The following is a 12,384-nucleotide window of genomic DNA, read 5'->3' on the forward strand; positions in this document are numbered from 1 at the left end:
CACATTCGTGCGCAAACACAAACTCACCCGCATCCCCACAAATCGGGGTGCCCCATCCTTTCGGCGTCCCGTGCCAAAAGGGTGGTAACCACCACTGTCCGCACACCACAGATCAGAAAACACCTTCGCGCAAAGCACGAACCAGAGAGAGCAGGGCATTTATGCTCCTGAAATTTCCGCACAACAAAACGCGGTCTCAGCCCTGGGTCCCTGATCTACCGTCCCTCTATGACTAACCGCCATCCACTAGCTCCCGAAATCCGATCAGCAGATAGTCAAAATTCTCCAGCACTCACTCAATCGGCCTGAACGTAGCCGGATCAAGCCCAAACAATTCGCATTGGCTTTCATAAAACCGCCGCACATCCAACTCCGCATCGTGCCCCGTGTTCGTGGCCAGCGCCACGAGCTGCCGGTCAAAATCCTTGAATCGCTTCCGCAATCCTTCAGCACTTTCTGTCGAAGACTCACCCGCCTGCCCCGCCACCAGCCTCAGATAATTCAGGAATCGTCGCACCTCGCGCGGCGCGCGGCAGTTCTCCAAAATTGATCCCGACTTCTCCCTTAGCGCCTCCGCGAAGCTCTGCGGATCCTCTGCCTCCGCCTGCTGCTTCGGTCTGCTGAACCAATAGATCAGAAACCCCGCCGCCAGCAAAACCGCAGTCCCACCAATCACCCACTTGCCGCCTTCCCATCCCACCTCGTCGCGATCAATGTCTGCTGCCACCGTCATAGGCTTCGCAACAGGCTGTTGCGCACTCGGACCATTCTCTGGCGCTGCAACTCCTGCCTCGCCAGGTACCGCCTTCGCTGGATGCTCCGGAACCGCCGCAGTCATCGTGCTTATCTGCGTCTTCTCCGCGTCACTGCCGCTCTGTGGATACAAGAATGCGAAGAACGCGATCGCGCCAAGCGCAATAGCGCCAACAGTCATCATCGCTCTCTGCTTCAGGCGCTCCCATCCGTGAAACTCCTGTGGTCTCGCGCTCAAAAAGTCCTTCAGGTCCAGCGACTCTGAGCGTTTCAGATTCAGCCGCAGGTTGATAATCTTCCGCATGTATAACCGCGCATAATCCACGCGCAGTTGCACCGGGTCCACTTCATTTGGTCCCCCCGCCTGCCTCCTGTTCTTGAACTTCTCCCGGTTCTCAAACTCCTGCACCGCGATCGCTTCAAACTGCTGCGCTGCCAGCGCCTCCACCTTCTCGTAATCCGCGCCTACAAACACGAAGCACTTCGACACAGAACTGAGAAAGTTGATCGCCTCCAGTATCTGAATCACCTGCTCCGGACGGCATCGATCCAGATCATCCAGAAAGATCACCAGCCGCTGCGGCTCCAGCGCCTCCACCACATCTTTCAGATTGGCCGCAAACTCCTCCCGCACATCCGTCTTGCCCACCAGCGACGGCAGCGTCAACAGATCCTTCACCGTCCGCCGCGCCCACTCGCCTGTTCTGTCCATCAGCTTCTCAGGGTCGGTCTTAAAGGCTCGCAACGGCTGCAGCACCAGCCACGTCAGCACCACGGCTCCGCCGCCCCTGGCCCAGTTCGCCCAATTCGAGTGGGGAACATGAAATATCGGCAGCCACAGCGAAGACGACGCCAGAGCACCCAGCGCAAGCACCGTAAGCGCCAGCCGGTCCCGATTCCCAAACAGCCGCACACGCAGCAGATCCAGGCGAAACGAAATTCCCACAGGCGTGAACCACGCAGGCACAGCCTGCTTCTGCACCGCTTCCATCAGGCATGCAAGCAGTTGATCTTCTTTCTGGTGATGCCATGCATTAAACCAAACCGTCAGCGCGGCGCGCTTCTCCTTCAGTTCCGACTCAAGCATCCGCATCATTGAGCTCTTGCCCATGCCCCAGGGAGCCTGCAACGAGAGAACAAGCGGTGGTGACGTTTTAGGATTCTGAATGAACCGCGCTAACCTCTTCACCAGCACGCCATAGTTAAGCGTGTCCTCTTTGAGCGTCGTAATCGGCAGATCAGAGTTGGCAATCTCCTCAATGCTCTCCAGCGCCGCAGGAGGCACAGGCCAGCATCCATAGACCATCCCTGCAGCGCAAATCGCCATCGCCAGATAAAACCACGGAGCCGGCCATCGCCGATACCCCATCCACCGCCAGTGCTTCCCCCCATCCTCCGTATGCAGGATCGTGCCTCCCCATCCCACAACCCATCCCGACTGTGACGTTACAAAAGCTACGGAATGGAGACCTTCCTTGGTATGGCCTGTTTGTCTCGACCAGCTCGCGCCCGCATCGTCGGTATGTAGGATCGTGCCATTGGTTCCCACAGCCCATCCTGACCGAGGCGTAACAAATGTTACGCAATCAAGATTTTCGGTATCAGGGCTTGCCTGTCTCCTCCAGCTCACACCCCCATCCTCGGTGTGCAGAATCATCCCTTCGTCACCCACCACCCAGCCCGACTGCGGAGTGGCAAAGGTGACCGAAGTGAAAATGTTCGCAGTATTGCTGATCTGCCTCTTCCAGCTCACACCCCCATCCTCGGTATGTAGGATTGTGCCGCCGGTACCCACTGCCGACCCCGACTGCGGAGTGGCAAAGGTCACAGAAATGAAATTGTTCGGAGCATTGGCCTGGCTCTTCCAGTTGACGCCCCCATCCTCGGTATGCAAGATCGTACCGTTCAGACCCACAGCCCAGCCCATCTGCGTCCCTGCAAAGGCCACGGAATCAAGACCGGCCGAAGTATAGCTGGCCTGCCTGGTCCAGCTCACGCCCCCGTTCTCGGTATGTAGAATCGTGCCGTTCCACCCCACCGCCCACCCCGACTGAGGCGTAGCAAAGGTGACTGAATTGAGAACGTCCGAATCATTGGTGGCCTGCCTCTTCCAGCTCGTGCCTCCATCCTCGGTATGCAGGATCGTGCCGTTGAAACTTACCGCCCACCCCGACTGAGGCGTAGCAAAGGTCACCGAATAAAGAGAGTCTGAGGAAATATCAGCCTGCTTCTTCCAGCTCGCGCCCCTATCCTCGGTGTGAAGAATTATCCCTTCGTCGCCCACCGCCCATCCCAACTGTGGCGTGGCAAAGTTGACCGAAGAGAGAAGGTACGGAGTTCTGCTGATCTGTTGGTTCCAGCTCACACCTCCATCCTCCGTGTGCAGAATTGTGCCGTTCGTGCCCGCCGCCCACCCTGACTGTGGCGTGGCGAAGGTTACGGAAGTGAGATGGGCCGAAGTATTGCTCGTCTGCCTCTTCCAGTTCGCACCCCCATCTTCCGTGTGCAGAATCGTGCCGCTGCTACCTACTGCCCACCCTGACTGCGGAGTGATGAAGGTTACGGAGTAGAGATAGTTCGAACCACCGCTGGTCTGCCTCTTCCAGTTTGCGCCTCCGTCCTCGGTGTGCAGAATCGCGCCGTTGCTGCCCACCGCCCAGCCCGACTGCGGCGTAGCAAACTTCACCGAACGGAGATCGTCCGAAGCATTGCTGGCTTGCCTTTCCCAGTTCGCGCCCCCATCTTTGGTGTGCAGGATAGTACCATTGGTTCCAACTGCCCACCCCAACTGCGGCGTGGCAAAGGTCACGGAATTGAGCTCGTCAGAAGTATTGCTGGCCTGCCCCTGCCAGTTCGCTCCTCCGTCCTCGGTGTGCAGAATCGTACCGATGCTACCCACCGCCCAACCCAATCGCGGCGTAACAAAGGTCACCGAATTGAGAACATTCGAAGCGTCGCTGGCCTGCCACTTCCAGCTCGCGCCTCCATCCTCGGTGTGAATGATCGTGCCGTTCTTGCCCACCGCCCAACCCAATCGCGGCGTGACAAAGGTGACTGCGGCCAAATTGTTGGAGGTAACCGCAGGTCGAAGCACAGAGCGCTCTTCGAGGAGCATACTCCACCACCGCCAGCTCAGTGGCGTCGGCCTCTCTTCAAATTGCGGTGGAACGGATTGCCTCCACGCCAGCCACGCAGCAAGCGCCAGCATCACCAGCGAACCGGCAAAGACAAAAAGCCGCCTCTGCCCAGCCCGGTCCGCAGGCATCAGCGCCGCACCGAAACTCCAACGTCTTTTCCCACTCTGGCTCGCCATACGTTCCAAGCTCCGCCAGCAATCGCAGATTCCGGTAACTCAGAAATAACAACGAGCCTAACCCGAACAAAGCCCCCGCGCAACGCCCCAATCATCTGGTCGCAGTTCTGCGTCTTCAGGAGAGAACAGGCCATTCACGAGCATGCATCGTCAACCTTGGCTTTTCACACTTCACACCCGCGGATGCCCCCATTCTCGATTCTGAGACCGGGGAACCACCACCGTGCGCACCACCACCAAGATTTGTCATCCTGAGCAAACCGGGGCCCCGCGGACAGGTCTTCGTCCGTGGGGTGGAGAAGCGAAGGATCTGCTTTTGTCTTTGCATTTGCCCTTGCTTTTCTGTCTGTCATCCCCGAAGGGGATCTGTTTCTCCCTCAAACAACATCAAACTCCACAACCGCGCATCAGCCAATGCGCCAAAGGCGCATCTCATACCAGCCCAGGCAGTAACAGCCGCACGGAAAGCCAAAGGCGTTCCGTGCGCGTGAAGGCCTGAGTTAACATCCTCCCGACAACCCACGCGGGCTGAAGGCCCGCCTCATTTTCATCTCGCTGAGTTCCCCATCTCCCGAAGAGATATGGGTCCACATTCGCGCGCAAACACAAACCGTTTTTGCCTTTCTTTCTGTCATTCCCCTCAGGGGAATCTGCTTTTTCCTGAAGAGGCAGGGTGCCCCATCCTTTCGGCTTTCCGTGCCGAAAGGGTGGGAACCACCACCGTCCGCACCACCACACATCAGAAAACACCTTCGCGCAAAGGCGAATCTCCAATATCTCTCTGCTGCGAACCAGGCCGATGCCGATTCACTGCGGCCAAATTGATCTCTGACCCCTGATCTCTGACCCCTGGCTCACACTAAAATCTCCTTATGGCTCCCGTCGCCCGCCTCAACCAACTTCTCGCCGAGGCCAACTCCCCACCCCTCACCGAAGACCAATCCGCAAGATTCACCGCCTACCTGACCCTCCTCCAGAAATGGAACGCCCGCACCAACCTCACCGCCATCCGCGACGAGGACGGCATTCTGAGCCGCCACTTCCTCGAATCCATCCTCGCCGCCCATTTTCTTCCTGAAAACGTTTCCAATTTACTCGACTTCGGTTCCGGCGCCGGTTTTCCCGGACTTCCCATCGCCATCCTTCACCCAGAGCTGCCTGTCACCCTCGCCGAGTCGCAGCACAAAAAAGCCGCCTTCCTCCGCGAAGCCGTCCGCACCCTCGCACTTCCCAACGTCACCATCCACGCCGCCCGCGCCGAAACCCTCCCCACAAAATTCGCCTGCATCACCCTCCGCGCCGTCGACAACATGCAACAGGCCATCTCAGCAGCCATCCAGCTCCTCGCCCCTTCCGGTTGGTTAGCCATCCTCACCACCCGCTCCGACGCCGCCACTATCGAGTTGCTGGCTGCACAATCCACTCAGCCCAAATCCCTCCGCTTCACCTGGCAGCCCCACCATTCGCTCCCACCCGGCACTGACCGAATCCTCCTCCAGGGTCAACTTCTCCCCTCTTCCTGATTGCTCCACATTTAATTAAAGAAAGCGTATTTACCGTTTAACCCAATATTTTCCCCATTCAATGCAGTTTATTGCCGTTCGCCGTGCATTGCTCTACGTAGAGCAATGCACTAGCCATCGTACCTCGTTCAGCCAGGCCACAAATTGCTCCACGTGGAACACTCCAACATCCAAAACCCAACTCCGGAATTGCTCCACGTAGAGCAATTTCACCTTTCGCATCTCTACGCAATTGCTTCACATGGAACATCACCCCTACCTGGATTGCTCCACGTGGAGCAATCCGTTCCGTTTCCTTCCACCCTTCCCTGTTTGCCAAAAATGTTCCCCATGGAACATTTCCCTGCCGTTGCATCTTTTCTGCGTCACAAGCAACCGACATTTCCACCGCCGTCCACAGCCCGGCCTGCGTTCCTGTGCGTTCCAGCATGCCCTGCAACTCACATCATTTCCATTACTTACAACCGGTCCGCCGTTAGTTACAGAAAGTTCTCCACAAAATTCGCAAATCCATCCAATGTCAACCCCTCAATCCAACCGGATACTCTGGATTCCCATGGGTAAAATCCTCGGAATCGTCAATCAAAAAGGTGGCGTCGGTAAAACCACCACCGCCATCAATCTCGCCTCGTGCCTCGCTCTCAACGGATTGAAAATCCTGCTCGTCGATTGCGATCCGCAGGCCAATGCCACCAGTGGCATCGGCTTTCCGCGCGACGATGAGCGGCACTCTATATATGACGTGCTCACCGGCGACGCCACTGCCAAAGAAGTGCTGCTGCCCACGCAGGTCGAAAATCTTACGCTGCTGCCGGGCAGCAAGAATCTGACCGGCGCCAACATTGAACTGGCCAACGCGGAAGATCGCGCACTGCGTCTTCACAAAGTACTGGAGCCATTGCAGGGAGAGTATGACCTGATCGTGCTCGACTGTCCGCCGGCATTGGATCTGCTGACCTTAAATTCGCTCTCCGCAGCCGACAGCCTGATTGTGCCCATGCAGGCCGAATACTTTGCACTCGAAGGCATTTCCGAACTAGTGTCGACCCTGGAGCGTGTTCGAGCCAGCTTCAATCCGCGGCTCACGATTGAGGGTGTGTTGCTGACGATGTATGACGACCGCACCAACCTGGCCCAGCAGGTGACGGAGACGCTGCGGGAGTTTTTCAAAGAACGGCTGTTCAAGACGGTAATTCCGCGTAATATCCGGCTGGCGGAGGCGCCGAGCCACGGGAAGCCTGTGGCACTGTACGATCCGCGGTCGCGTGGGACCGAAGCGTATTTTGAGCTGGCGGCTGAATATATGGAACGGAATAATATTCCGAATCCGAAGGCGGAGGCGCGCAAGGCGGCTGCAGCCGAAGCGGCAGCTGCCGGAAAAACGTCGAAGACGGTGCGTTTCTGGCCTTATGGATGATGGTCAGAGGCAAATTGCTCCACGTGGAGCAATTGATGGCGGGGCTGATGTTGGATTGACCCGAAAATGTTCCACGTGGAGCAAATTTGGTGAGGCTGCCCTTGGGAGAATGTTCCACGTGGAGCAAAATGAGGATTTGGGACAGGGGGAAATTGCTCCACGTGGAGCAATTTGGTTGGTGGGATCGGGAGGATAGAGCCGGTCCGGGGTTAGTTTAGCGGATTTTGGGGTAATTGCAGGCAAGTTGGAAGCGGATTTTGGATGAATTAGAAGAAAGCAGATCTCCTTCGGGGATGACAGACAGAAAAGCAAGGGCAACTCAAAAGCGACGGAACGGCAAGAACGATTCGCGCTTTCGCGCGAAGAGGGTTTTACGGCGTGGGTGTGCGAGCTTAGGCTGTTTCCCACCCTTTTGGCATAGAACGCCGAAAGGATGGGGCACCCCCATTTAGAGTTAGGCAGGATTTTGGATTTTGAAGCTTGAGATTTAAGGGTGAAAGGCGGAGCGGTGGCCGGTTTGGTGGCCCGGCTCCGAGGGTGATGTGGTGAGTTCGGTGGATGCGAAGCGTCGGGCGTTAGGTAAGGGATTGGATTCGTTGCTGCCGCGGGTTGCGCCGGCGGCGGGAGCGGTTACTGGTTTGAAGGCGGAGGCAGAGACGGGGAAGCCGCTGGAGATCCCTATTGGGGAAATTGAGCGGAATCCCTACCAGACGCGGACGCATTTTGACGAGAAGCTGCTGGCGGAGCTGGCCGAATCGGTGGCGGTGAATGGAGTGATCCAGCCGATCCTGGTGAGGACGATGCCGGGTGGGAAGTACCAGTTGATTGCCGGTGAGCGGCGATGGCTGGCTTCGCAGCGTGCGGGTAAGGCTACGATTCCGGCGATCTTGCGGCAGGTTTCGGATGAGCAGGCGATGGAGATTACGATCATCGAAAACCTGCAGCGTGCGGACCTGAATCCCATAGAACAGGCGCGGGCGTTTGAACGCCTGGGGCGCGAGTTTGGAATGACGCAGGAGCAGATGGCGCATCGGACGGGCAAGGATCGGGGAACGGTCTCAAATTTTCTTCGCCTGCTGAAATTGCCGGAATCGGTGCAGGACAAGGTTTCGTCGGGAATCCTGAGCTTTAGTCACGCGAAGGTTTTGTTGGCGCTGGAGCACGGAGAGGATGTTGAGCGGGCTGCAAAACAAATATTACAACTTTCGCTTAATGTTCGCCAGACGGAGACGATGGTGCAGAATATGTTGTTTCCGGAGCGGCCTGCGAGGCCGGACGAGATTATCAAGCAGCCGGTGATCGATCCGAATGTGCGGGAGGCGCAGGAGCGTTTGCAGCGGGCGCTGGGGCTGCGGGTGAAGATCGAGGACAGGAACGGGCGCGGGAGGGTGATTATCGAGTATGGGCGGCTGGAGGATTTTGATTCGCTGCTGGAGATGATCGCTTCGCGATAGTGTGGGTGTGCAAGGCCCTGGGCTGAAGCCGCTGTTTTCTCCGGTCCGCGCTTTTTTCTCTGTGGTGGTGCGGGCTTTGGTGGTTCCCAGGTCTCAGAATCGAGACTCCCCGCAGATAAGAAAAGGTGACAGCGGTTATCGGAGTGGACGCTCGGTTGAGTTGTACTTATGCTTGACGCATGTCCTTCGATCCGCGAATTGTTGAAGCAAAGCTTGCGCTGGGGATGATTGGTGCGGAGGAGATGCCGGAGCTTGCGTGCGATGCTCTGGAGGCCGGGCTGGATGGCGCGAACATTCTTCGGATGGCAGCTCTGATACGACCGTCGGGGTGGGAAACGGATCAGATATTGCCGCGGTTCATGATAGAAGCGGGCCTAAAGAGGATTTCGTACGAGGAGGCATGTATTCGCTTGGCCCGGCAACTGGCACGCAGGATTCTCGCGGAAGAGCTTGATCCTTTGGACTACACGCGCGACTTTGAACTGCTTTGGATACGAGCGAATTATTCAGCGGCTATACAGGATGCTGGATTACTCGATGATCAAAAGGCGACTGCGGAATATATTGGCCAAACGAAAGCCGAACTTCGAAATTACGCCACAGATATCCTTCGTGCGCTAATCACGCCAGGCGAGCCAGGGGTGGAAATTTTATGCTAGGTCAGGCTTCTTGAGGGATTGCGCACCTAGGGTGCCGCGATTCGTCGAACTCTGGCGCTCACGAATGCACTTTGTCCTGGGCTGGGATTGTACACGCCTTTGGCGCTTGGCCTCAGGCCATCGGTTGGCGGGGATTGGTGGTGAGTTTATGCGGAGGTTGAAACTCCTGCCTCTCTCTGGTTCGCGCTTTGCGCGAATTTGATTCCTGGGTTGGCGGTGGTGCGGAAGGTGGCGGTTCCCAGGTCTCAAAATCGAGACCTGGGGCATCCAACTTCCGAGGCTACTGAGACGATTGAGATGCTCGCCTCGGGGGCTGAAGCCCCTCGTTGATGGCGTGGGTTGATGCCGGGGATGAATCCCCGGCCTACCTTTTTGCTTTCTGTGCGGCCGGTCTTCTTCTTTCTGAGGGGTTTGAGTGCTGCTCGCTTCTTTGGGTTCGTGCTGCACATGAATCTGGGTTGTGAACGCCTGCGTTTTCCGGTGAAAATTCTTGAGTGGGCAGTGGGATGAGGCGGCCCTTCAGCCCGCTTGGGATTTTTGGGATGCTAACCCAGGGCGTCATGCCAGCCGAATCTTGCGATTCGTCTGGGCTATTTTGCCCTGGGCTGGTATGAGATGCGCCTTTTGGCGCATTGGCTGATGCGCGGTTGTGGAGTTTGATGTTGTTTTGGGGAGAAGCAGATCCCCTTCGGGGATGACAGACAGAAAGGCAACCGCAACTACAAAGACAACAGCAACTACAAAAGCAATAACAAGAACAAAAGAAAAAGCAGATCCCCTTCGGGGATGACAGATAGAAAAGCAAGGGCAACAACAAACCAAGTGCTGGACTGTAGTGACGCCAGCGGTAGTGGTTCCCCGGTCTCAGAATCGAGACCGGGGGCACCCTGCGCATCTTTGGGCTACGTCTGCGCTGATTTAGAAATGCTTTAGTGGCCGGCTGCTTCTGGTGAGGGGAGTTCTCTTGGCTGGGGTTTGCGCATGATGAAGGGTAGTGGGGCGAGGAAGAACAAGGCTGCTGCTAGGACGACGAAGGCGTTTTTGTAGCTGAGCATCGTTGACTGTAGTTGCAGCTCGCGATAGGCCTCACCTACTGCCGCTTGTCCTGCCTGCGCGACAGAGAGGCCGCGCATCACTAATAGCTGGGTGATGCGATCGATGTATCCCATGTACGCCACGCTGCCTTGTACCGCATGCGCGCCGAGTGACTGCTGGTGTGTCTGTGAGGTGCGGGCGATGAATGTGGTGAGCAGCGCTGTGCCGGCGCTGCCGCCGATGTTGCGTGCGAAGTTTGAGAGGCTCGAGATCTGGTTGTTCTTTTCGAGCGGCACGCCTACGTAGTTGAGCGTGCTGATAGGGATGAAGATGAAGGGCAACGCCATAACCTGCAGCATGCGCCACTCGGTTGCCGCGCCGAAGGAGGTCAGCAGGTCAAGCCGGGTGAGGTTAAACACGCCAATCGCCGTACAGAAGTAGCCAAAGGCCGCGAGTGCTCGCGCGTCTACCTTGCCCACGATGCGCCCTGCGACCATCATCATGAACATGAGCACAAAGCCTGCGGGCGAGAGGACCATGCCCGCCTGCTGCGCTGTGTATCCGAGCAGCGTTTGGAGATATTGCGGAATGAGCACGGTCGATCCGAAGAGGACCATGCCGAGGATCAACTGCAGAAATACTGCTGTGCCGAAGTTGCGGTTTTTCAGGAGACGGATATCGACGATTGGGTCGGGATGACGCCACTCCCACCAGACAAACAGGATGATCAGCACGATGGCTGTGGCAAATGTGGTGCGGATGCCGATGTCGCTGAACCAGTCTTTTTCCTGGCCTTTGTCGAGTGTGTATTCAAGCAGGCCGACGCCGATGCCGACGAGGCCGAGTCCGGCGAAATCGACCTTTAAGCCTTTTGAGGCCTTGCGCTGCTCGATGAGGTGCGGCGGATCTTCGACCATTCGATTTGACAGCCATAGGGAGAGCAGGCCTACGGGCAGGTTGATGAAGAAGATCCAGTGCCAGTTGAAGTTGTCGGTGATCCATCCGCCGAGCGTAGGCCCGATGGCGGGGGCGAAGACGACTGCCATGCCATAGACGGCAAAGGCCTGGCCGCGCTTTTCGGTGGGGAAGGTGTCGGCGAGAATGGCCTGTTCACTTGGCGCGAGGCCGCCGCCGCCCAGCCCCTGGAGTACGCGCGCGAGAATCAGGATGGGCAGCGTGGGCGCGAGGCCGCACAGCAGGGAGCAGAAGGTGAACATCATGACGCAGGCCATGTAAAACCGCTTACGGCCGAAGCGCGTGGCGAGCCATCCGGAGATGGGCAGGATGACTGCGCTGGCGACGAGGTAGCTGGTGAGCACCCATGTGGCTTCGTCTTCGCTGGCGCCGACGGAGCCGGCGATATGCGGGAGGGCTACGTTGGCGATGGAGGTGTCGAGCACCTCCATAAACGTGGCGAGCGTCACCGTCAGGGCAACGGCCCAGGGATTATGCTTCGGTTTCCAGTTGGCAAAGGCGGAAACGTGTTCAGGCATATCAGTCTCCTGATACTATATCAGGAGACTGATAATGACGAAACGAACGGCCGGTGAATTCGAAAACGAGTTGGACGAGGACGAGCGCAGGGTCACAAAGCTCATGAAGCGCATCATGACGGAGTTTCGCGCGCGGATGAATGAGCGGCTGCAGCCTTATGGAGTGACTACGGCGCAGGTGCGGCTGCTGGGGACGATTCGTCATGCGCCGGGCAGCTCGGGTGCTCAGCTCTCTCGTTTATGTGAAATTACGCCGCAGTCCGCGCAGGCGCTGATTCAGCGGGCGGAAGAGGCTGGGTGGATTGTTCGTGAGAAGGATCAGGTTAATGACCGCATCCTTACGGCCACGCTGACTCCCGAGGGGGAAAAGATTTTGAAGACGGCGGATCGGGTTTTGCGCAGCATTGAGTCGAAGCTGTGGCAGGATATTCCTCCGCAGAAGCTGGCGGCGGTTATTAAGGTGCTGGAGACCTGTCTTGGGAATCTGACCGAAGAGGGATGAGGCGGGCCTTCAGCCCGCTTTGGTTGATGGGGGATCTCAACCCAGGGCGTCGCGTCTGACTTTGTCAGGCTGGCTTTGCCCTGGGCTGGTATGAGATGCGCCTTTGGCGCATGTGTGCTGTGAGGGATCGGGAGAAGCAGATCCCCTTCGGGGATGACAGACGGAAGAGCAAGTGCAACCGCAAAGACAAAAGCAAATCCTTCGCTGCGCTCAGGATGACAAACGTTTGCGGGTG

Annotated in this window: 8 protein-coding genes; 5 read left to right on the top strand and 3 right to left on the bottom strand. The window is 57.5% G+C overall.

The features are described 5' to 3' along the window. Positions 1–292 precede the first annotated feature (292 nt). A complete protein-coding gene (locus tag OHL22_RS08245) occupies positions 293–4,066 on the bottom strand; it encodes a YCF48-related protein (RefSeq protein WP_263335314.1) in 3,774 nt (1,257 codons plus the stop codon). 872 nt (positions 4,067–4,938) lie between these two features. Between OHL22_RS08245 and rsmG the strand changes: the two genes are divergently transcribed. Further along, positions 4,939–5,589 (top strand): 16S rRNA (guanine(527)-N(7))-methyltransferase RsmG, encoded by a 651-nt coding sequence (gene rsmG, locus OHL22_RS08250; protein ID WP_263335316.1) that lies wholly within the window; start codon positions 4,939–4,941, stop codon positions 5,587–5,589. Positions 5,590–5,647: 58 nt separating this feature from the next. Here the strand turns inward: rsmG and OHL22_RS08255 are convergent, their stop codons facing one another. Next, positions 5,648–6,019 carry a hypothetical protein gene (locus tag OHL22_RS08255; protein ID WP_263335318.1) on the bottom strand — a complete coding sequence of 124 codons (372 nt, stop codon included), beginning with the start codon at positions 6,017–6,019 and terminating at the stop codon, positions 5,648–5,650. Positions 6,020–6,145: 126 nt separating this feature from the next. On the opposite strand from OHL22_RS08255, the gene OHL22_RS08260 reads away from it, so the two are divergent. The 3 genes from OHL22_RS08260 to OHL22_RS08270 all read left to right on the top strand — a co-directional run bounded on the left by OHL22_RS08260 (position 6,146) and on the right by OHL22_RS08270 (position 9,119). Then, complete coding sequence (locus tag OHL22_RS08260; RefSeq protein WP_263335321.1) at positions 6,146–7,006, top strand: ParA family protein; 861 nt, start codon at positions 6,146–6,148, stop codon at positions 7,004–7,006. 545 nt (positions 7,007–7,551) lie between these two features. Next, entirely contained in the window at positions 7,552–8,460 is a 909-nt protein-coding gene (locus tag OHL22_RS08265; RefSeq protein WP_317890888.1) for a ParB/RepB/Spo0J family partition protein, read from the top strand. 410 nt (positions 8,461–8,870) lie between these two features. Continuing rightward, positions 8,871–9,119: a hypothetical protein gene (locus tag OHL22_RS08270; protein WP_263335326.1), complete on the top strand. Its 249-nt coding sequence runs from the start codon at positions 8,871–8,873 to the stop codon at positions 9,117–9,119. 929 nt (positions 9,120–10,048) lie between these two features. Here the strand turns inward: OHL22_RS08270 and OHL22_RS08275 are convergent. After that, a complete protein-coding gene (locus tag OHL22_RS08275; protein WP_263335329.1) occupies positions 10,049–11,647 on the bottom strand; it encodes a DHA2 family efflux MFS transporter permease subunit in 1,599 nt (532 codons plus the stop codon). A gap of 34 nt (positions 11,648–11,681) precedes the next feature. Here OHL22_RS08275 and OHL22_RS08280 point away from each other — a divergent pair, with 34 nt between their 5' ends. After that, entirely contained in the window at positions 11,682–12,149 is a 468-nt protein-coding gene (locus tag OHL22_RS08280; protein WP_263335332.1) for a MarR family winged helix-turn-helix transcriptional regulator, read from the top strand. Positions 12,150–12,384 lie beyond the last annotated feature (235 nt).

The organism is Acidicapsa dinghuensis (assembly GCF_025685685.1).
GTDB lineage: Bacteria > Acidobacteriota > Terriglobia > Terriglobales > Acidobacteriaceae > Acidicapsa > Acidicapsa dinghuensis.

Coding starts and splice junctions, on each gene's coding strand:
- OHL22_RS08260 (WP_263335321.1), top strand. CDS start 6,146: ATGGGTAAAATCCTCGGAATCGTCAATCAAAAAGGTGGCGTCGGTAAA.
- rsmG (WP_263335316.1), top strand. CDS start 4,939: ATGGCTCCCGTCGCCCGCCTCAACCAACTTCTCGCCGAGGCCAACTCC.
- OHL22_RS08280 (WP_263335332.1), top strand. CDS start 11,682: ATGACGAAACGAACGGCCGGTGAATTCGAAAACGAGTTGGACGAGGAC.
- OHL22_RS08255 (WP_263335318.1), bottom strand. CDS start 6,019: ATGCTGGAACGCACAGGAACGCAGGCCGGGCTGTGGACGGCGGTGGAA.
- OHL22_RS08275 (WP_263335329.1), bottom strand. CDS start 11,647: ATGCCTGAACACGTTTCCGCCTTTGCCAACTGGAAACCGAAGCATAAT.
- OHL22_RS08245 (WP_263335314.1), bottom strand. CDS start 4,066: ATGGCGAGCCAGAGTGGGAAAAGACGTTGGAGTTTCGGTGCGGCGCTG.